General features: G+C 30.3%; 19 protein-coding genes. 4 read left to right on the top strand and 15 right to left on the bottom strand.

The genetic code is table 11. The features are described 5' to 3' along the window. Positions 1–98: 98 nt before the first annotated feature. Positions 99–803, bottom strand: coding sequence for a plasmid pRiA4b ORF-3 family protein (locus KPL37_RS08910; RefSeq protein ID WP_216148179.1), 705 nt, complete (start codon positions 801–803; stop codon positions 99–101). Positions 804–1,024: 221 nt separating this feature from the next. Continuing rightward, the gene (locus tag KPL37_RS08905) at positions 1,025–1,774 is read right to left on the bottom strand and encodes a type IV toxin-antitoxin system AbiEi family antitoxin domain-containing protein (protein WP_216148176.1); all 750 of its coding nucleotides are present in this window, start codon (positions 1,772–1,774) and stop codon (positions 1,025–1,027) included. 117 nt (positions 1,775–1,891) lie between these two features. Between KPL37_RS08905 and KPL37_RS08900 the strand changes: the two genes are divergently transcribed. Further along, a complete protein-coding gene (locus KPL37_RS08900) occupies positions 1,892–3,292 on the top strand; it encodes a Mu transposase domain-containing protein (protein ID WP_216148173.1) in 1,401 nt (466 codons plus the stop codon). A 106-nt stretch (positions 3,293–3,398) separates the two neighbouring features. Here KPL37_RS08900 and KPL37_RS08895 read toward each other — a convergent pair whose 3' ends face one another. Both KPL37_RS08895 and KPL37_RS08890 read right to left on the bottom strand, forming a co-directional pair. Next, complete coding sequence (locus KPL37_RS08895; RefSeq protein ID WP_216148170.1) at positions 3,399–3,659, bottom strand: M domain protein; 261 nt, start codon at positions 3,657–3,659, stop codon at positions 3,399–3,401. Positions 3,660–3,955: 296 nt separating this feature from the next. Next, the gene (locus tag KPL37_RS08890) at positions 3,956–5,092 is read right to left on the bottom strand and encodes a DNA polymerase Y family protein (protein WP_216148167.1); all 1,137 of its coding nucleotides are present in this window, start codon (positions 5,090–5,092) and stop codon (positions 3,956–3,958) included. Between the two features lie 208 nt (positions 5,093–5,300). On the opposite strand from KPL37_RS08890, the gene ku reads away from it, so the two are divergent. From ku to KPL37_RS08875, 3 genes are read left to right on the top strand one after another with little or no spacing between them, the layout of a single operon-like run. Beyond that, the gene (gene ku, locus KPL37_RS08885; RefSeq protein WP_216148164.1) at positions 5,301–6,110 is read left to right on the top strand and encodes a non-homologous end joining protein Ku; all 810 of its coding nucleotides are present in this window, start codon (positions 5,301–5,303) and stop codon (positions 6,108–6,110) included. Next, the gene (locus tag KPL37_RS08880; RefSeq protein ID WP_216148161.1) at positions 6,110–7,045 is read left to right on the top strand and encodes an ATP-dependent DNA ligase; all 936 of its coding nucleotides are present in this window, start codon (positions 6,110–6,112) and stop codon (positions 7,043–7,045) included. The genes ku and KPL37_RS08880 overlap by 1 nt, the downstream gene beginning before the upstream one ends. A gap of 15 nt (positions 7,046–7,060) precedes the next feature. Then, positions 7,061–7,315, top strand: a complete 255-nt coding sequence (locus KPL37_RS08875) for a hypothetical protein (RefSeq protein WP_216148158.1) — start codon at positions 7,061–7,063, stop codon at positions 7,313–7,315. 216 nt (positions 7,316–7,531) lie between these two features. Here the strand turns inward: KPL37_RS08875 and KPL37_RS08870 are convergent, their stop codons facing one another. From KPL37_RS08870 to KPL37_RS08820, 11 genes are all read right to left on the bottom strand, one after another. Beyond that, complete coding sequence (locus KPL37_RS08870) at positions 7,532–8,236, bottom strand: plasmid pRiA4b ORF-3 family protein (protein WP_216148156.1); 705 nt, start codon at positions 8,234–8,236, stop codon at positions 7,532–7,534. A 334-nt stretch (positions 8,237–8,570) separates the two neighbouring features. Beyond that, positions 8,571–9,671, bottom strand: a complete 1,101-nt coding sequence (gene wecB / locus KPL37_RS08865; RefSeq protein WP_216148153.1) for a non-hydrolyzing UDP-N-acetylglucosamine 2-epimerase — start codon at positions 9,669–9,671, stop codon at positions 8,571–8,573. Positions 9,672–9,941: 270 nt separating this feature from the next. After that, a complete protein-coding gene (locus KPL37_RS08860) occupies positions 9,942–11,108 on the bottom strand; it encodes a Coenzyme F420 hydrogenase/dehydrogenase, beta subunit C-terminal domain (RefSeq protein ID WP_216148150.1) in 1,167 nt (388 codons plus the stop codon). A gap of 46 nt (positions 11,109–11,154) precedes the next feature. Next, positions 11,155–12,684, bottom strand: coding sequence for an oligosaccharide flippase family protein (locus KPL37_RS08855; protein ID WP_216148147.1), 1,530 nt, complete (start codon positions 12,682–12,684; stop codon positions 11,155–11,157). A 12-nt stretch (positions 12,685–12,696) separates the two neighbouring features. Next, positions 12,697–13,881 carry a polysaccharide pyruvyl transferase family protein gene (locus KPL37_RS08850; protein WP_246578202.1) on the bottom strand — a complete coding sequence of 395 codons (1,185 nt, stop codon included), beginning with the start codon at positions 13,879–13,881 and terminating at the stop codon, positions 12,697–12,699. A 50-nt stretch (positions 13,882–13,931) separates the two neighbouring features. After that, positions 13,932–15,026: a glycosyltransferase family 4 protein gene (locus KPL37_RS08845; protein ID WP_216148141.1), complete on the bottom strand. Its 1,095-nt coding sequence runs from the start codon at positions 15,024–15,026 to the stop codon at positions 13,932–13,934. Positions 15,027–15,064: 38 nt separating this feature from the next. Beyond that, a complete protein-coding gene (locus KPL37_RS08840) occupies positions 15,065–15,793 on the bottom strand; it encodes a glycosyltransferase family 32 protein (protein ID WP_216148138.1) in 729 nt (242 codons plus the stop codon). Between the two features lie 39 nt (positions 15,794–15,832). Continuing rightward, positions 15,833–16,912 carry an EpsG family protein gene (locus KPL37_RS08835; protein WP_216148135.1) on the bottom strand — a complete coding sequence of 360 codons (1,080 nt, stop codon included), beginning with the start codon at positions 16,910–16,912 and terminating at the stop codon, positions 15,833–15,835. 168 nt (positions 16,913–17,080) lie between these two features. After that, the gene (locus KPL37_RS08830; protein ID WP_246578201.1) at positions 17,081–18,040 is read right to left on the bottom strand and encodes a glycosyltransferase; all 960 of its coding nucleotides are present in this window, start codon (positions 18,038–18,040) and stop codon (positions 17,081–17,083) included. A 152-nt stretch (positions 18,041–18,192) separates the two neighbouring features. Beyond that, positions 18,193–19,260, bottom strand: coding sequence for a glycosyltransferase (locus tag KPL37_RS08825; protein ID WP_216148132.1), 1,068 nt, complete (start codon positions 19,258–19,260; stop codon positions 18,193–18,195). A gap of 253 nt (positions 19,261–19,513) precedes the next feature. Then, positions 19,514–20,926: a phenylacetate--CoA ligase family protein gene (locus tag KPL37_RS08820; RefSeq protein ID WP_216148129.1), complete on the bottom strand. Its 1,413-nt coding sequence runs from the start codon at positions 20,924–20,926 to the stop codon at positions 19,514–19,516. Between the last annotated feature and the right edge of the window lie 9 nt (positions 20,927–20,935).

Raw genomic sequence — 20,935 nt, 5'->3', positions numbered from 1 at the left:
GGAATGTTTTCCTGTAAAATTAGAATTCATAGGTATCAACGTAAAAAAATACCCGCCAAGCCAATTTCTCAGCTCGACGAGTATTATGTTTTCTATTTCTATCTCAAATGACTATATAGAACAGGCACGCCCTCTGGATCAAGTAATAAAGTCTTACCTTTATATTTCCAAAGATAATCCCTTAACTCATTATCCTCTAACTTTTTAACCCACTTCTTTATTGTAGCAGGTGTTTTTCCAGCCATCCCTGCAAGATCTTCTACAGTATATCCCTTTCTACAACAGTCAGGATCATTTAATCTTTCATTGGCCCATTCTACTGTAAAAGCTTCTGGATCAAACTCATATCCTAACCAGTCTATGAATTCTTTTTTATCATCTCCATCAGCACTAATAATTTCTTCATACCCTGGCACCCCTCCACAGTCTTCAGGAGGACAAGCTCTTTTCCCACCTACACAGACTGGGTAATTCATATTTGGGTCAGCGTCTAGTTCTTCTATAATTTTAATGGTATGACACCAACCATCGCCAAAATCATATTCATAGCTAAATGATTTTTTATCACTGAAAATAACTGTATCGTTAGAATCATAATCTGTTTCGCCAGATTCATCAATTTCTTCCAAACCTATTCTTTTGTCATCTACAGTAAAATCATATAAATGATAATCTTCCCAACCAAATACCTTTTGAATGACCAAATGCAAATCATGGAATGTAGCTTCTTTTTCTATTAGTACTTCTCTATAAATCTCTGGTTTAATTTCATCTAGTATAATTTTAAGCTTTAATATCTTCATGTTCGACCTCCCAATTTTCAGCCAATTAACTTAGCTCAGCTGATATGCTTCTTCAAGTTAGTGTGTCTGAATTCTAATTTCTCTCATTTAATTAATTATAACAAACTTTATTTAAACTTTAAACGTAAATCCAAAAAAAAGACCCGCCAAGCAATTTCTCAGCTCAACGGGTCTTTACTTCTACTTTATAACCAGATATCTTCACATACCGTACAAATAACTCATCTTACAAATAGTCCTTCAGGTACCACCAACCGCCAGTCGCTATCATAATTTCCCCCTACTTTGGCATCACCAGATAAGTATCGCTTACTTTTTCCAATATTACCTTTACAGAAATCAAAAAAAGATCTAGAAAGCTGCAGTCTATCATTGTATTTACTTAATAAAAATCCAGTTTTCTGGTAAACCATCTGTATATTATAAGCCTCTAAATACGTTCTTAATTTTTCTTCATCCAAAAAATCAATTTTTAACAAACAATTCATTAACTCTTTAAGACCACCAATTTTTTCAAAATCTTTTATGCTATCAATAATTGTTCTTTCCATATCCGTAACCCTAATTCCCTCATCATTACTTGGTGTAATTATACCACAGGATGTTTTAGATAAAATATACTTGTAATATAGGCCTTCAAACTCAAAATCCCTAAATCTTTTATTAGAGGATATATATACTATATTTTTAATTTTATTTGCAACTCCATCATACTCAAGAGCTGTATGATGAGATATATAAACATTATCATTAGTACCACAAGCTATTTGATACTTTGATGCAACAACTTTATTTGTTATGAGATTTACTGCTGAATATAGATTCCTTCTAATTTTTTCAATAAGTCCTTTTTCTATTAATACGTTTAGAAGAATATATGCCGCCTTTTGAGTCTTTGTTAACTGCTTGACATCTTCAATAGTGAATGTGGGTAATTTACTCAATATTTTATACTCTGTTATACTATCCATGATATTGTTTCCCCTTTATATATTTATTTGAACTATCGGTTTATTTATTGAACTTAATTTACTTTTTGATAATCTTGTGATAACATGTGATGACATATTAAAAAAGGAAGATGATACATGATATATGAACCAAACAAATACATAGCGATCCACCAGCTAATTTCTGAGGATATTCCTTACGAAACTATTGCCGCTATGCTCAATGTCTCGAAAAATACAGTGACTGCCTTAGAAAAAAGAGAAAATGAACTGGCAACAATATTTCCGTCACGGACTAGGAAATCAAAATATGACCCATATATTAAAGAACTTTCAAGCTATATCAACTATTATATAAATCAATCGCGAAATACCTGTCAGTTGTATAAAACCGTTAAGCTAAATTCCGATGAAATCTATGAATTGATCAAAGATGCTGGCTTTTATGTTACTAAAACTAAATTTAAAGAACTATATACAATTGAAAACAACAAAAGGAAAGAAAGTTATTTGAAAATACACTATAACCCAGGTGAAATTATACAATTTGATTGGGGTTATCGACTTCTTAACATCAATGGGAAAAACAAGAGAATCTATTTTGCAGTCTACTTATTTCCATACAGCAATTACAAAATAGCCTATGTGACTGAAAAAGAAGATGGAAAATCTTTTGCCAAAACATTTAATAAATTCACCAATGATGTATGTGGAACAGCCCCTATTTTTGTCATTGATAATATGAAAATTGCTAAACGAATTCACGATCCTACCCAAAAGGATAAACAGCTCACATTGCTTTTCAGCGAATTGTCTAAGCATTATGAATTTGAAGTATCTTTTTGCGCACCTAGGCGCCCAAATCAGAAAGGATCAGTAGAAAATGGTGTAGGCATAATCAAAGAAGCCTTGAAAAAAACATATATTCAATGTTTTAAGGATTTGAATGATGTCCAGTCCTTTATTGATGAAATCATTAATGCATCTAATAAGAGAATGCATCCTTCAAAAAACGATACTTGCCAAAAACTGTTTGCTCATGAAGAGGCACTCTTAAAGAGGCTTCCGCAGCGGCAATACACTTATTATGCCTTAAAGAAAAGAACTGTCAATCGTGATAGCATGATTACATCAAAAAATTCAAAATACGCCGTTCCCGAGGGCTATCAAGGAGAACAAATTACATTGCGTTATAATGATTATCTTTTATACATAGTATCCAATAATGGTGATGTCTTAGCGAAGCATCCAGTTTCAAGAAAAAAGAAATCAAGAACTTACCGGGTATGGCATATGCTCAACAAACTAAAAATGAAGCCACATGGCTTTACTTTTAGTGAAGAATATCGATCAATGCCTAAATGGCTTAAAACACTTTATATTGAAATATTTAATGAGGATACATCAACCTTTATTTCTTTTTTGGAATCTACACAAGGTAAGCAAAAAGATTTCCTAAAAAAATGTTTGAGGCGAAACCAAATTGAATATCATGAATTAACAGTAGAAATTCTTGAAAAGGAGATAAAGCGACTTTAGTTTCAAAAACAATAAAAATAAGCCCCTATTAAAGGGCTTTTTTTTGTTTTTATTCTCAGTATTCATTACATTTATTTGCTATTAATAAATATAAAGGGATTAGAATCTATTTTACGGCTCTGCTCTCAGAAATTACATCGCCTATCTTATTAATTGTTCCCTCTGTATGTGCAACTTTATAAATTATATTATCAATCTCTGCTTTATGCGTAGTATTACTATGTTCAATAGCATTTACAACAGAAAATATTTCATCCTGTCTTATTTCCATATTCTTTTGGCTTACATACATTTCCTTTTGATTTTCTTCTATAGTATCTAATTTCTTCATCAATATTTCGAACATTTTCTTTGTTTCATTATCCATTCTAAATCACCACCACTATTTTAATTTTCAAGTAAACTAATTATAACATCTTCAAACTTTCTTATCAAGCTATAAGAAATTACATTTTTACAATAAACTAAGTATTATATTTTAGATAAATATACTTGTGGTTAAAAGTGAAAGTTAACCTAAAATGCAAAATATATTTTAGGTCTTAATATTGATTTTAAAATTTACTTTTTCAGTACCCTACTATAAATGGGTTTTTTTTATTGTCTTATTCACAAAAATCCATACCAACCTTAATTAGTGGTTTTAGTGAAAAGTAAATTAATTTATCCACCATCTATAGTTTTATTAATTGCTCTATCTTTCTCATAATTAAATGTATCAAGTAAAGAACACTGATAAAAATCATTTCCACAAAAGTCTGTTATGCGAATGCCTAGGTGCCTTATTGCATTTCCCTTCCAAACATTGTCAAATAGATAACATGCTATTTCGTATATTTTACGAGTGGAATCAGTTGCTACTTCTAATTTCTTTTGGCGAGAATAAAAGATTAAGTCACTGCCTCTAACACTTATACTAACTACCGAGCAGCAGTTCTGTGAATCTCTTAAACGCATAGCTACAGTTTCGCATAAGGATAGTAACACTTTATGAGCTGTATCTTTATCTTCAACATCAAAGCTTATAGTTGTTGAATTACCTATACCCTTCAATTGAATATAATTACTTTTTCTAACTTCTGAAAATTCTATACCATTGGCAAAATTCCAAATTACTTTTCCATGACTCTTCAGTTTATATTTTAAAATTTCTAAATCATAGTTTGCTAAATCACCAATAGTATTAATGTTTAAGTTATGAAGTTTGGGAGCTGTAGCTCTACCCACCATAAACAAATCCTCTACAGGAAGTGGCCACATCTTTTTTTCTATTTCATGTGGAAATAAGGTATGAGTCATATCCGGTTTCTTAAAATCTGAAGCTACCTTCGCGAGTAGTTTTCTATCTGAGATTCCAATATTTACGGTGAAACCAAGTTCCTTTTTTATTCTTTCACTTATAGTTTCAGCGAGTATCATATAGTCAGGATATAAATGCTCCATATTGGAAAAGTCTAAAAAACTTTCATCTACACTAAATCGTTGAATCTGTGGAGTATATTCCTGGAATATTTGATTCATAGCTGAACTACATTTCATATAAAGCCAATACCTTGGTGGTACTATTACTAGCCCTGGACACTTTGCCCTAGCATTATATAAAGTTTCTCCTGTTTTTATATTAAATTTTTTAGCAGGTATTGATTTAGTTAGGACAATACCATGTCTACTCTCTTCATCTCCACCTATTACAGATGGTACAGTTCTAAGATCAAATGTTTCTCCTCGTTGAAGTCTATATGCTGCTTCCCATGAAAGGTAAGCACTATTCGCATCTATATGAAATATCAGTCTGCTCATAAACATCTTCCTTTCTGCAGCTTATTATTAATTACTAGAACATCAGTTCGTATTTATTATATACTACTTTCTTGATTTTTAGAAGTATTTTCATTTACCAAATTAGGACATTATTTTAGCACTTTCATAAGTTTAACTAAAGTTAGAAGTTTTATATTAAAAAGGTGACACTATGGTTATACTAACTAAAAAAGTGAGGTGTTTTTAAATGGCTGTAGCTCATAAAACAGTAATATCATTCGGTCTTGTTGCTATTCCAATCTCAATGTATACCGCTACTCAAGACAATGACATACATTTTAACCAGCTCCACAAAGAAGATAATTCTAGAATAAAATATAAAAAATCTTGTAGTCATTGTGGACAGGAAATTACATCAAAAGACATTATCAAAGGTTATGAATATGATAAAGATCATTATGTTGTCGTAACAGATGAGGACTTAGAAAAAATTAAAACTGAAAAAGAAAGATCTATACAAATAATGCACTTTGCACAACTGAATCAAATATCACCAATTTATTATGATAAAACATACCAGGCTACTCCTGAAGCTGGTGGAGATAAAGCATTTGAGCTTCTACGTGCTGCACTTATGTCCGAACAAAAAATTGCAATAGGTAAAACTGTAATGGGAACAAAAGAAACTTTACTTGCTATTATTCCACGTGAAGATGGGATATTAATTTCTACTATGTATTATGAAGACGAGATAAAGGATCTAGCAAAATCTTATAATAAACCAGATATAGTGGATGCTGAACTTACGATGGCAAAAGCTCTAATTAATTCTATGATAACTCCTTTTAAGCCTGCATCATATAAGGATGAGTACCAGGTTAAGCTACGTGAACTACTTGAAACAAAAATAGCTGGTAAAGAAATTGTTGCTTCTAAATCAGAGGCTCCAGGTAATGTAATTAATCTTATGGATGCACTTAAAGCGAGCATTGAACAAAATAAAGCTAAAGAAACACCAAAGCCTAAGACAAAACGTAAAATTCCAAAAGGTGCATAATGGATTTGTTCGATATTAAAGGAATTAAGCCTATGTTAATCGGTGAAATGCAAGACGCATTTGATAGCCCTAGTTATATCTATGAGCTAAAATTAGACGGTCACAGATGTATTGTTTATCTTGACAATGATTCAACGGATATACGCAACAAACGAGATGTTAAATTGATTTCTAAGGTTCCAGAACTGTCCAATATACATAAACAAGTTAAAAAACGTTGTATTTTAGATGGTGAATTAATAGTCATTAAGGATGGAAAGCCAGATTTCTTTGAGATTCAAAGGCGGTCTGTGTTGGGAAATACATTTAAAATTCAACTTGCTGCAGCTAAACTTCCAGCCACTTTCACCGCCTTTGATATTCTCTACTATGACGATCATCAAGTTATGGATTTGCCATTAATGCAACGTAAAAAGCTACTTGAAAAGGTTGTTAAAGAAAATGAACGCATTGCTATTTCTAGATATATAAAGCAGCAGGGAATACAATTTTATAAGCTCGCTAAACAAAATGAACTAGAAGGTATAGTTGCTAAACGAAAAGATAGTAAATATTATCAGGACAAGAAAACTAAAGACTGGATAAAAATTAAATATTTATTGGATGATGATTTTGTGGTATGTGGTTATATCCTTAAAAGAAAAGGTGTAATTAGTATCGTCCTAGGACAATATTCTGGTAAACAACTATTGTATAAAGGCCATGTTACTATGGGATTATCCTCAGAAGATTTTAAGGTAATTGAATCAACCCCTAAATTAGATTCCCATCCTTTTAATGACTTACCTACTGGAAATAATAATGCTGTGTGGATAGAGCCTAGTCTTGTATGTGTAGTAAAATTTATGATGAAAACGGCCAGTGGTGGCTTGCGACAACCAGTATTCAAAGGTTTGAGGAATGATAAAACCCCTAAGGAATGTATCTTAAAATAATAAGGAGTGGTTATTATGGATAAGAAAGAAGCTAAAGAGTTTTCGAGTGATGCTATATATGGGCTTTCAGAAATGGTAACTCTTATAGATAGTCAAACAGACGAAATTGATTATTTAAAAGATAAACTTGCTGATAATATCGACATTAGCGTAAATATGGCGGATAAGATTGCTAATTTGAAAGATCAAATAGAAGATATAAACGAGTACCCTAATTGTCATACGGAAAAAATTGAATTTGATGGTGAATATGATTTTTACGATAAATAAGTCATCCCATTGAGTATCACTTATTAATGCAATATAAAAGAGAGCCTAATTGGCTCTTTTGGTTCTTCTTAAAAATTTCTTTATATAATTATTTATTATAAGCCAAAAGCTCGCGTTTTATATAAATAATAAGTAAGTACTTTTAAAATTTGCTCCTTTTAAATTTATACCCGCTAAGCTATTTTCTCAGCTCGACGAGTATTATGTTTTCTATTTCTATCTCAAATTACTAAATAGAACAGGCACGCCCTCTGGATCAAGTAATAAAGTCTTACCTTTATATTTCCAAAGATAATCCCTTAACTCATTATCCTCTAACTTTTTAACCCACTTTTTTATTGTAGCAGGTGTTTTTCCAGCCATCCCTGCAAGATCCTCTACAGTATATCCCTTTCTACAACAGTCAGGATCATTTAATCTTTCATTGGCCCATTCTACAGTAAAAGCTTCTGGATCAAACTCATATCCTAACCAGTCTATTAATTCTTTTTTATCATCTCCATCAGCACTAATAATTTCTTCGTACCCTGGCACCCCTCCGCAGTCTTCAGGAGGACAAGCTCTTTTCCCACCTACACAGACTGGGTAATTCATATTTGGGTCAGCGTCTAGTTCTTCTATAATTTTAATGGTATGACACCAACCATCGCCAAAATCATATTCATAGCTAAATGATTTTTTATCACTGAAAATAACTGTATCGTTAGAATCATAATCTGCTTCGCCAGATTCATCAATTTCTTCCAAGCCTATTCTTTTGTCATCTACAGTAAAATCATATAAATGATAATCTTCCCAACCAAATACCTTTTGAATGACCAAATGCAAATCATGGTATGTAGCTTCTTTTTCTATTAGTACTTCTCTATAGATCTCTGGCTCAATTTCATCAAGTATAATTTTATGCTTTAATATCTTCATGTTCGGCCTCCCAATTTTCAGCCAATAACGTAGCTCAGCTGACATGCTTCTTAAAATTAGTGTGTCTGAATTCTAATTTGTCTCATTCAATTAATTATAACAAACTTTATTTAAACTTTAAACGTAAATCCCCAAAAAAAATACCCGCCAAGCCAATTTCTCAGCTCATCGGGTCTTTACTTCTACTTTATAACCAAATACCTGCCACCTTTAAATACATCATTACTAAACACAGCTTTAACATCATATGTATCTTCAAGACTAATTTTCAAAACAAATAAATCTGGAAATAGTTTTTTAGCTCTCCGATATAAACACAACTATTTATAATCTCTTATACTAACTTATCAACCAATATATCAGCTATTCTCTTGCTTGCAAATCCATCACCGTATGGATTGCTTGCATGACTCATCTTTTCATACTCTTCTTTATTATTTAATAATTCTTTAAATGCTTTATAGATGACTTCCTCATCTGTTCCAACTAACTTAAGTGTTCCCGCTGCTATTCCTTCTGGTCTTTCAGTAGTATCTCGCATTACAAGTACAGGTTTACCAAGACTAGGAGCTTCCTCTTGTATTCCACCACTATCTGTTAATATTAAATAAGATTGTGATAAAAAATTATGAAAGTCTAAAACATCAAGTGGGTCAATAATTCGAATACGGTCACATTTCCCCAAAATTTCTTTAGCTGCCTCTCTTACTACAGGATTCATATGTATTGGATATATTACTTTAATATCTGGTGTTTCATCTACCAAACGTCTAATTGCTCTAAACATGTGATGCATTGGTTCACCAAGATTTTCCCTACGGTGGGCAGTAAGCATAATAAGTCTACTATCAGATGCCCAAGTTAACTGCTCATGCGCATAATCATCTCTAACCGTAGTTTTCAAAGCATCTATAGCCGTATTTCCAGTAACATAGATTGAATTTGGATTCTTACCTTCTTTTACCAAATTCTGCTTTGATAGTTCGGTTGGAGCAAAATTATATTTAGCAATAATTCCTACAGCCTGGCGATTAAATTCCTCAGGATATGGAGAATATATATCATAAGTTCTTAGCCCAGCTTCAACATGCCCAACTGGTATCTGAAGATAGAAACAAGCTAAGGCTGTTACAAAAGTTGTTGATGTATCACCATGAACCAATACTACATCTGGTTTAACCTCTTCAAGTACCTGTTTAATTTTATTTAAAATATTAGTTGTTACATCAAACAGTGTTTGTCTGTCTTTCATTATTGCTAAATCATAATCAGGTACAACATCAAAGGCCTCTAACACCTGGTTTAACATTTCACGATGCTGACCTGTCACACAAACAATAGTCTTAATATTTTTTGTTGTTTTAAGTTCCTTAACCAGCGGACACATTTTTATTGCTTCTGGTCTCGTTCCAAATACTAACATAACTTTTTTCACTTTAAACTTCACTTCCCTCTTTCTATTTATTATTCATAGTGTTTTATAGCCTATAAGTTTTCATAACTTTAGAATACTTTACAATGCTGCATACAAATTAGTAATTTATATTCCATCTAACTTGATTACTTAATCAAAAAAAACTATTAAATGTACCATACTTTTATAAGGAACTTTTATAGCCCTTCTAAAAACGGGCTATAAAAGTTAATAAATTAATAAGTTAAATGACTGTAACCTTATTTTGCATAAAATTGAGCATTTTACAGGTTATTTCAATAACTTTCTTTTCTCTTTTGACAAAATTGCTCCCATTTTCCTATACACTCTTTTGAAAAAGCTTATTTTTGTGTATTTACTTATTAGTTCACTTATATCATCAGAACGAGAGTCTAAATTCTTAAAAAATTTATCACGTTTAGAATTAATAGGCACTGATTCTATCGCAGAAGAATTATATTTAATAGCTTCATCACAATTTACTTGTTTTAATATCATTTTGTCTCGCAATTGATTAAACATCGTTTTTCCCTTGTCAGAATTAACTAAAATCAATGATGTTCCCTTATCATCGTCTAATTCAGGAACAATATTTTCAATTCCCCAAAAGTCCCCAATAGTTATATCACTCAATCTATTTAACGATTTAGATTTACAATCATAGCATGATGGGCGAAGATATAAGTTTTGTAAAAAACCTTTCATAAATATATCTTGCATAACAACTTTTTTATACTCCTTATTATTACTAAACAATAATGATATAGAGTAATTCTTCCAGCTAGAATCCTTGCACTTAAAAGTTATTCTTCTTGTAGTAGCACAGTGTTGTTTTTCAAGCTTAGTTCTATACATTCTGAAAACTTTAGGAGATGGAACGCCGTGACATATTATATCCATACATATTAAATTATTATCTGGTCTTCCTATATAAGATAAAAGTCCAGATATCTGACATGGTGTCCCTGAGAATAGTACTTTAGTGCCTTTACCAAGAAACTCCTTAGTTTGATTATATGTGTCACCAATTTTACTTTGCAAATATTTTGAGCCACGAAATTTTGATATACCTAAAATAGTATTAGTATAGATATGTACTAGATTAAATTTATCATCAAAGGCTGCACCAAATACCACTCCTCCATTATTTATAACATTTTCAGCTATTATTGTAAACACACCCCCCGATGAGCTTTGTAGTCTTATATTCTCATTCTTATTTATACAGGCATAGGCAGTCGGTGTATGCTCTGTGCTAACTTTATTAATAATAGGGCACGCTCTCTCACATAAACCACAATCAATACATTTTGATACATCAACTTGTGGATATAAAAAGCCTTCATTATCCTCCACCATTTCTATGCAATGTTTAGGACATGCATTAACGCAGGAACTACAGCCAGAGCAATTTTGTTTTTGATTTATCTTAATCATGTTTAATTACATCCTCCTGTTTCCTATATCATTATAAAATAAATTTTTAGCTCCTAAATCCTAATCTTCTAGATATCTTTCTAACAGGAGCCTCAAATAAGTTCTTTTCATACTCATTCATTCCCATAAACCACATTAAAGGAATATAACCTACAGTAAATATTAATCCTCTTATTAGAATAGATGCGTACCCACTGCCACCTATAAAAATACTTATAAAAAATGCAAAACTAAAAGCAATTGCAACTGGTATAGTCATTATAAATATTTCTTTCCAAAATCGTGGAATATCTAAATGTATCTTTTTGTAATAATAAATATTAATGATAACAATATTGCCTAAAATTAGGCCAACAGATGTTCCAATAGCACATCCTATTCCACCATATATTTTACCAAGCGGTATGCTTATGCCAATATTAATAGATGCAACTAGGATATAAACAAGAGATCTAAACTTTTGCCTGTTTTGGGCCTGCAATATTGTAATACCTAAATTTTGTATTAGAGGCACTGTTACTGGTACTATTAATATAGCTGCAATATAAAATGCACTGCTGTAATTTTTTCCTGCCCATGTATTTACAAAGTCCTGTCCTACAAGCAAAAACCCACCCAATATATATGCCATAATAACATATTGAATTCTTCCTATTTTAATAAAAGTATCTGAAAACTCTTTATTCGATGCGTTTTTTGCAACCATAGCAGTTAATCTTGGTAGAAATACGCCTGAAATTGCAGTTGAAAATGATAAGTAATACGTATTTATTTGTGCTGCAACAGAATAAATTGCAACGGCAACAGTTCCAGATACAGCTCCTAAAATAAATTGATCAGCACTCCAATTTATCTTATCAACAATCATACCTAAAAATATGTAAGATGAATAACCAACTATTTCTTTTAATATACCAAATTCAAATTTTTTAAAATATATTTTAATCTTTAACTTAGAAAAACAAAACCACATATTTATTAGTAAACATATAATATTTAAAATGGTTATAACTATTACCATGCTTATTGCCCTATACCCTAAAAGTAATAGAGGTATCATAATGCATGGATTAATAATAATTCTAAGGATATTTATAACTTTAGAAAAAACAAATTCCTCATAAGCATTCATAATTGAACTAAATATACCAAGAGGAAATGATATGGATAAGTTAAATACAAGCAATAATATTAGTGTTTTTGCTATTTTAATCTCTGAGAATGACATCTTAGCGCCGAATATTCTCTCGGTATTAAAATACAATATCATGCCGGCCACTGCTGTTATTAAGCCTATAATAGTATACAAGATTAAAAACATACCATTTAAATTATATTCATTTTCTTTTTGTTTTAATGCCCTATATTTTGCAGTATATCGCACAATAGCACTACCAAACCCAAAATCTAATATAGTAAGGTATCCAACTACTGATGCGGTAAGCGAAAACAACCCAAATTGTGACTGCCCCATCAAACGAAGCATAAATGGTGTATAAGCTAAACTTATAACACTACTTAAAAAAATTGAAACATATGATAAAATTGCCCCTGCCTTAAGTTGACTATTTTTCAATTATTATTCTCCTTAACTTTCTATTAATTTTTTTACTTCTTCACCTGCTTGCCAAGCTTTCTCAATGTAAGAAGGCATAAATTCTTGTAAATGTGTCCTTATTTCGTTTTCATGATCAAAAATCCACTGAAAAGATTTTGTTAAATTATCCTCATTAGTAAAAGCCTGTACAGGAATAACATAATTTTCATATGTTCCAAAAATATCTTTAGCTATGCCTTTAGCTTTTACGGAATATCCCACAACCAATGTTGGAACACAAGTTGAATAAGCTGCAATAGTAGCATGAGTTCTAGCACCTACAAACATGCGACATCTTGATATATAACCTTTCAACTCCATACAGTTATGATCTTCAATGAAAACAACTCTACCAGTATCTTTAAATTCATTATATAACTCTCTAAGAGGTTTTCTATCATCATTGGTATTCCAAACTACATGTGGTATTAAAGCAATCTGCATTTTTGTTTTTACAATAATATGCTTAATCAAGGTTTTATAATTCAACAAACATATACCTTTTTTTTGTTCATTATTTATAATCATTGGGCTAATATTAATTCCAATAGTGTTATTATTACTAAATTCCGATGATATTTTTAGATTATTGAAATTTAATGCAAATGCTGGATCTGGATATAGCTTAATATTTTTAACTATACCTGCTGTTACTAAGTTATCATACGAGAGAGATTCTCTTACAATAATTAATGAGAATTGTTTTAGATCCTTGACTACTTCTTCAATACCAAGACTTCTTTTATCCATAGAACATCCATAGAGCACTAATTTACATCCTTTATCTAGTGCTATTTGATTTTGTTTTACTAACCAATCATTGTATCCATAGCAGTAATTATCACCTCCAGAAGATATTGCTATTTTAGTTTTTGTAATATACTCTATAAATTCTCCAAATTTATATTTTCCTAAAATAAACTTCTTCCCAATTAGCTTATTTGTAACTTTATTTAAAAATATAAATACCGAACCAAGCTTTCTATCATATTCAAATTCAAAATTTTCTACTAAATCAGTCAATTTATATTTTTGTTCAGTTGAAATACTAGTTGTTGTAATCACAGCATTTTCTTTATCTAACGATAATATATCTATTAAAGAGCGTCTGATCGCTTCGCAACCATGATTCTCTGAACTTCCATTTGCATACAGCAAAAATATTTTTTCTTTCATAATCTTCCTCCTATATTCTGTGTTCATGTTACTTGAAAAATAATACTTTTTTATTTTGTTGTATAAATATGTACTAAATTTTCGACCCAAAGATTAATTGAATATTTTTCTTCTATTATTTTTCTACTCTCTTCAATCTTATTATAAATAGAATGTTTGTTATCTAGAATACTTTTCATACATTTGTATAACTCATTCCAATCACCATCTTTAAAAAACTTGACCGTTGGAATTTCCTTTGCCCATTCAAGTCCTGGAATATCACTTGAAACAACTTTAATCCCAGCATATGCAGCTTCACAAACAGATAATGAAAATGTTTCTCTCCTACTTGCTGAAATAAATGAACTTGAAACACTATATAAACTTCCTACATCATTAACAACATTAGTTGTCTCTAACCAATTTTGTTTAGTTGTTTCTCCGGACAAATAGTCATCTAAATCTTTCCATCCTGTTTCTCTTCCACCACCACATAATAACACTTTAAAGTTATATCCATCATCTTTAAGTTTTTTGCTAGCTTTTATGATAATATCAGCACCTTTACCATAAAAGTCGCTTGCAAATGTTAAAAAATCGTATTTTTTTGTTGTACATTCCGTTTTGGGTATATTTTTCAGCACAACCCCATTAACTAAAATAGTAGATTGCTCTCGTCTGAATCTTTTCTTACACGCTATATTTCGGTAATAATCTGAAACTGAAATAAGATAGGCTTTTTTATACACATATCTACCTAAAGTATACTTAAGTTTTCTAACAATCCCACCTTTAGCCCAATAGTCTTCTGGTAAAGCATTATGCAAATGAAGAAATATTTTTGTATTTTTAGGAGCCATTAATGTTACTGGGAAATCATAAACATCATAGTGGCTATGGACTACATTAATTCTATTTTCCTTGAATATTTTTCTCAACTTTATGTAAGTACTTATTTTTTTTAATGCCTCTGTATATGGAATGAAATATACTTTTCTTCTCTTTTGAATATTTTTACACCAGCTTGTATCTTTAGCTGGCTCTGGAAATACATAAATCGTTTCATGTCCCAATTGATCAAGTTTATTTTCTAAACATTCTAATGATGAAATAAAGTTTCCTGGACAACTTGAAATAAAATGGCACACTTGCAAAATAATCATGTAAATACATCCTTTCTATAAATCTTATTGATATATATTTATTTAGCTATTTTTTTTATAATTTTTTTAAAATCTACTATAACATGTGTAATATTGGGACCCAATAACCTAATTGTTTTAGCTTTCATTTTATCTTTTCTAGATATCCATGAGCCGGCAAAATGGTGAATTGTATAAGTTTCAGACGTTAAATGAATATTACCGGATAAATGGTCTTTTGGACAAAAATAATTTTTAGGATAAAATGCAAAACCTTTCACTGTTTGCAATGTATTATTAAGTTTTAATCCATTCTGTATACAATAGTCTGTAATAATTGTTACATTGGTTGTCAAATCATAAGAACCATCCTTTTTCATGAAATCTCTTGAATCATAATATGATAGAAGTTCATTAAAAAAAGGAAATTTTTTTACACAGGCCATTATTCCTGTAGGTACAGTTTGTATGGTCTCAAATCCTGAAAAAGCTTCATTTTTTAAAAACTTGTCTAGTGACTTTAATACTTCAACATCGGTGTCCATATATATACCACCATATGCATATAATACATATAATCTAACATAATCTGTTACAAAAGCATACTTTTTTGCTTTATATGCTTGCTTTACATACTTATTAGAATTAATATCAAAATTATCTTCATTCCATTCTATTATTTCATAATCCGGACAATATTTTTTCCAGCTGTCAATGCATTCTTTAGCTAATGGTGGTAGTGAATTCCTACCAAACCAGCAATAATGAATTATTTTAGGTATTGACATAATTAACCTCCATTTACCATTATTATTTAAAACAATATCTTATCTCATAAAATCAAAAGACCCATTATAGGGTATAATTTTATTCATATTTGTCGAGTATGGAATATTTATGATTTGATACATAAACAATAATAGGAATGCCACATAACATACTCCATATAATATTTTCTTATCTTTTATTAGTGAAAATCTTGCAATAAATGTTTTGAAAATGAAAGGAGTAAACAATAAAAAATATATGCTCAAACGACTCATCCACCCACTTGATAAAGTAATAAAGAATAATGAAAAATATATCATTTGTCCACGTTCCAAAAAATCTACAGTTTTATCTGAAGGATTATTTGTTTTGTTAATATTTAATAAAACAAATTGAATCAGATAGGTTGATATCAATATAATATGTACTATCCCTATGCGAGGTTCAGTATTGGCATATTCATCTAAATAACCCAAATAACTAGTTGGGATTAAAAACACCAAATTATTAAGTATTGCGGCAAAGAATCCAAGATAGCCAATACCGAGGCAAACCAAAGGTACTATGACCTTTGTCTTAGTTTTAAATTTAATTGAGAACAAAGGAAATAATACAAAACCAATTACTGCTCCCAAATGAAATATGCATGCCAATGCAATGAAAATTAATGAAAGTTTATTTTTATTCTTTTGTTTTAGTGTAAATGCATAGATAATGATAGAAGCGGCTACAAACTGTCGCATTACAGTTATGGTAGGTAAAAAGCAAAAGACTAAAAATCCTAAAATAGCAACTATCCACTCATATTTGTTGTAGCACAGTTCCCTATACGCTAAGTACACAAAAGTGAATGAAATAGATGCATATAATAAAAACACAGCCTTGTAATTAAAACCTAATGCACCTATAATTCTCGATATTACTAAAAAAGATTCATCTTTAATCCCATACACTATATTCCCGTTAACTGTATTATTAAATGCTGATATATATGCCATATCATCTACACCACCATAATTCCTACAACCGTACACTAATGTAAATAAAATAAAAACAAAAATAATATTCTTGTTACTTTCCTCTTTTTTGAATACTACTAATAGAAAAGTTATTATAAACCAACTAAAATAAAATATCATTAAGACAACCTCATTTTTCAAAATATTTTAACAAACTGATTATCCCATAAAAAGCATGTTATAGGTCCTAGTAGTACTGGATATCGAGCCTTGATATACTTCTAAACATAATTGCTAGTATCAAAACTAGTTTTATAACTTTTAATCATATAAATTATAATTAACATGTTATCGTTTCAGATATTTACCAAATTTGTTTACATAGTAATATATCTTTTTATTAAATATAAACAGTGCCACTCTTAATTTGTTTCTTATTGTATATTCCTTGCCTCTTAAAAAACTCTTATCAACTAAATATGAGTATTCTTTTCTATGCAAACCAGCAGCCTGAAATATACTTAGAAATTTATTTACCAAACTATCCATTAACAATCTTCTTAATTCAGCATCCTCAATTTCATTATAAATCAGCTCTAATTCTTTACAAGTCCGCATTAGATGTTCTGCATTTTTAGCTTTGTTTTTTGTTGTAGTAATCGAATCTTCTCGTATTACATAATTATAAAAAACAATATCTGTGCTGATTATCTTTTCTGCCTTTAAAAATGCTCTTGGTGTGAATTCCTCATCCTCATGCAATAATCCAACTTTAAACTCTAGATTATTATTCAAAATAAAAACTCTATTATACATATTTAACCAAGCCATCATATACATGGTTCTTGACTTCAATTCTGCTTTTAGATACTGCTTTCCTGTTACCACTTTACGACTAGCAATAAAATTATGTTGAATATTAGATGTATTCTTATTTTCTATACTCTTAGCATTTCCTACGACTATATCTGGTACATTATCGTCTATCGTTAAAACAAATTGTTCACATGTATCTAAATTAATGTAATCATCAGAATCAACAAACAAAATATATTCGCCGGTAGCTTCCCTTATACCAGCATTTCGTGCATCGGATAAGCCACCATTTGTTTTATGTATTACCTTAATCCTAGTATCTCTTTCTACATAGCCATCACATATATCTGGGCAATTGTCAGTGCTCCCATCATCAACGAGGATTATTTCAATATTTTTACATGTCTGATTTATTAAACTCTGAACACATCTATCCAAATACTTTTCAACTTTATAAACAGGAACAATAATTGATATTACCGACTTCATCATAATCACCTCTCATTTAATTCTTAACTTAAAAGTAAATATCAACAATTTATTATCATCGAACTTTTTTCTATATCTTACAGCAAATTTTCAAATAATATCCTATCCAATTGTATATTTAAACATGTATAGAATACACCTTTACAAAAAAATAATTATATAAATTTCATTACTTTTTCACAAAATATTTTTTGTTCATTTTCAATTTTACTTAAAAAAACCTTACAACCTTTTATAAATTTGTCATAATCAAAATTATTAATGTATTTAGAAACCTCTTCTATCATGTTATCATTATCTATATCCATTGCCATGCCTAAATTATAGCTTTTTACAATCTCCGCCATATATGACCCTTTGTTAACTATCAATGGGCACCTTGAAATACATGCATTGTAAAATCTATTAGCCATTGCACTATTATTCCCAACACTATTCATAGGCACAATTAAATTAATAATATCACTTTGTTGATAAAATCTTAATTCTTCATTCTTAGAATACTTTCCATGAAAAGAAACGTTATCTATGTTATTGTTATTACAATATTTTTTTAGATCTTCTTCACATATACCTTTGCCAATATACCTTAATTTGAACTTTGTTGATTGTTTAAATGAGTCTATTGCTTTACAATTTTCATGGTAATTTCTTATAACCCCTATATTGCTAATTATAATTTCTGTTTTATTTCTTAGATCAAACTTGTCCCTTTCATCAATGGCGTTATAATCTGTAAATAAAGTGTTGTGTGATATAACATAATTATATTTTAATGGAAGCCATTTTTTATATCCTGCAGAAGATATTACAGTAAATTCAGAATTATTAATAATGCTCTCTAACCTTTTAATATATCTATTTGCTTTTCCATAATCTCTAATATCTAATATAAACTTTTGTTTATATTCTTTACTTAATATATCACTCAAGAATAATGCAAATTGTGGTATAAATACAATTAATTTATCATATTTTTCTTTACACAAAATCCTCTTTACAAACTTAGAAAATAAATAATACCCAACAATTTTGCTTAAAGTGTTAGATTTATAACCACATTTAAAGTTAAATGTATAAGCATTTATTATATCTTCCTTAAGATTCAATTTATTCCAATTTATGATGTCATATTGAACTTTAGTTTTATCTAAAATTTCAGTGTAATAGTTCAAGTAAGGTGCATGCAATACATTTGCTGGGAGAATTAATGCTAATCTCAAAGTCTCACTTCCTTTATATCTCTATTATTTTCTGTTTTTATCTTCTGTTTCCACATACACCTGTTTGATTTTTTTTATCCACTTAAAATACTTTGGATCATATGCGATAATACGACAACTATCTTAGCACAGGGTGACCTCTACATGTTCTCCTAATTTCTTGTAGATATCATTTTAAATTGTAGCTCCACCATATGGCAGTGGAAATGATCCTAAATAATTACATCTCAATTCTACGCCTTCAAGTCAACAATCATCTTATTCCCATTTGTCTTGTATCAAGTTTTTGAATTACCATTTCTCTTTTTCCACTTGATTTTGCAGAAAGTTCATTCACAATCACAACTTCAAAATCAATACTGCCTCTTGTGTCTCCTTCTAAAGTCTTTAATATGCTTTTTTCGTCTTCATCCGAATAATTCATGTCTACTGTTGCAATCAATTTGACTTTTCCGATTTCTTCTTGATAAAACTTGAACTGCTTTACATGTTCCTCAAAGAACTCATAGTGCATCGATGTAAGCAAAACAGGAATCCCAACTTTATTAATCAGTACCTCTTTTTTTCTGCCTAATACTTGTTCTATCAATTTATAATGTCTGTTGCACTCACAATGTTGTTGTTCACTCCAATTCGCCAAATCTCCTGTCTTATACCGCAACAAAGGCATAGACCTATTACTGAACCCCGTTGCTACCAACTCGCCAACTGTATTGTTTGTAATAATCTCACCATTTTCGTCAACAATTTCCGCAATGCCATATTGAGGTTCAACATGATACTTATTACTGTATTCACATTCACCCGCCATTATGAGCCTTTCTGAATGACCGTAAAACGCAAAAATTCGAGTTTTCAAAACCTCTTCTATTATTTTTCTTTGTTCAGTTATTATTGTCTCACTTACAGCCAGTACCGCTTTGAACTGATGCTCTAGCCCTCTTTTCTTTATATACAAACATAATGTATAAATTGCTGAAGGATACCCATGAATAAATTCCGGTTTGTATTTTTCAATGGCTACACAATACTGTTCAAGATTATCTTCACACATATCATGAATATTGCAGCTAAGTTCTCGTCTCAGTGCATCATACTGCCAACATTTACCTTTTATTATCTCTTCTCTAAAATGCTTCCCACGTAAAACCACTCTACTACTATTGAGTTTGTAACCAACACGTCTCCAAATGTGTAGCGTATAAGCCCACTCTATCATGGTGCTATCATGGTCGACATATACTCCAATTGGAGTACCGGTTGTTCCCGATGATGTAATTAATAATAATTTATTGCGATCAGTTCCATCAGCAATCAAATCATCCATTCTTTCACGCAAAATTTCCTTTGTAAGAAATGGAATTCTCTTTATGTCACTTACAGTCTTAAAAGTATCCACTTTTAAGCCATTATTGTCGAACAACTCATGATAATATGGAACATTCTGATAACAGTAATTAATAAGTTCCACAAAGTTTTGATTTGTAATATTGGCCTGTTCACTTTCAGAAAGAAACTCTTTTGTTTTCAAAAACTTTTTTTGCTTTTTAAATGTACTGCCATATCTGATTGAGTCCGGAATTAAATAATATATTGGTGCCGCAAGATTAATCAGTCTTATTGGAACATGTATATATACCTTCTTAATAAAGTCGATAACTGCCATTACTTTTCT

It is taken from the genome of Clostridium frigoris (assembly GCF_018861865.1).
Classification (GTDB): domain Bacteria; phylum Bacillota; class Clostridia; order Clostridiales; family Clostridiaceae; genus Clostridium_AD; species Clostridium_AD frigoris.
This window is presented reverse-complemented; position numbering and strand designations above follow the sequence as displayed.

What these genes read in the sequence shown, in the direction of transcription:
- KPL37_RS08910 (WP_216148179.1), bottom strand. Translation starts at nt 803, where the DNA reads ATGAAGATATTAAAGCTTAAAATTATACTAGATGAAATTAAACCAGAG.
- KPL37_RS08905 (WP_216148176.1), bottom strand. Translation starts at nt 1,774, where the DNA reads ATGGATAGTATAACAGAGTATAAAATATTGAGTAAATTACCCACATTC.
- KPL37_RS08900 (WP_216148173.1), top strand. Translation starts at nt 1,892, where the DNA reads ATGATATATGAACCAAACAAATACATAGCGATCCACCAGCTAATTTCT.
- KPL37_RS08895 (WP_216148170.1), bottom strand. Translation starts at nt 3,659, where the DNA reads ATGGATAATGAAACAAAGAAAATGTTCGAAATATTGATGAAGAAATTA.
- KPL37_RS08890 (WP_216148167.1), bottom strand. Translation starts at nt 5,092, where the DNA reads ATGAGCAGACTGATATTTCATATAGATGCGAATAGTGCTTACCTTTCA.
- ku (WP_216148164.1), top strand. Translation starts at nt 5,301, where the DNA reads ATGGCTGTAGCTCATAAAACAGTAATATCATTCGGTCTTGTTGCTATT.
- KPL37_RS08880 (WP_216148161.1), top strand. Translation starts at nt 6,110, where the DNA reads ATGGATTTGTTCGATATTAAAGGAATTAAGCCTATGTTAATCGGTGAA.
- KPL37_RS08875 (WP_216148158.1), top strand. Translation starts at nt 7,061, where the DNA reads ATGGATAAGAAAGAAGCTAAAGAGTTTTCGAGTGATGCTATATATGGG.
- KPL37_RS08870 (WP_216148156.1), bottom strand. Translation starts at nt 8,236, where the DNA reads ATGAAGATATTAAAGCATAAAATTATACTTGATGAAATTGAGCCAGAG.
- KPL37_RS08860 (WP_216148150.1), bottom strand. Translation starts at nt 11,108, where the DNA reads ATGATTAAGATAAATCAAAAACAAAATTGCTCTGGCTGTAGTTCCTGC.
- KPL37_RS08850 (WP_246578202.1), bottom strand. Translation starts at nt 13,881, where the DNA reads ATGAAAGAAAAAATATTTTTGCTGTATGCAAATGGAAGTTCAGAGAAT.
- KPL37_RS08845 (WP_216148141.1), bottom strand. Translation starts at nt 15,026, where the DNA reads ATGATTATTTTGCAAGTGTGCCATTTTATTTCAAGTTGTCCAGGAAAC.
- KPL37_RS08840 (WP_216148138.1), bottom strand. Translation starts at nt 15,793, where the DNA reads ATGTCAATACCTAAAATAATTCATTATTGCTGGTTTGGTAGGAATTCA.
- KPL37_RS08835 (WP_216148135.1), bottom strand. Translation starts at nt 16,912, where the DNA reads ATGATATTTTATTTTAGTTGGTTTATAATAACTTTTCTATTAGTAGTA.
- KPL37_RS08830 (WP_246578201.1), bottom strand. Translation starts at nt 18,040, where the DNA reads ATGATGAAGTCGGTAATATCAATTATTGTTCCTGTTTATAAAGTTGAA.
- KPL37_RS08820 (WP_216148129.1), bottom strand. Translation starts at nt 20,926, where the DNA reads ATGGCAGTTATCGACTTTATTAAGAAGGTATATATACATGTTCCAATA.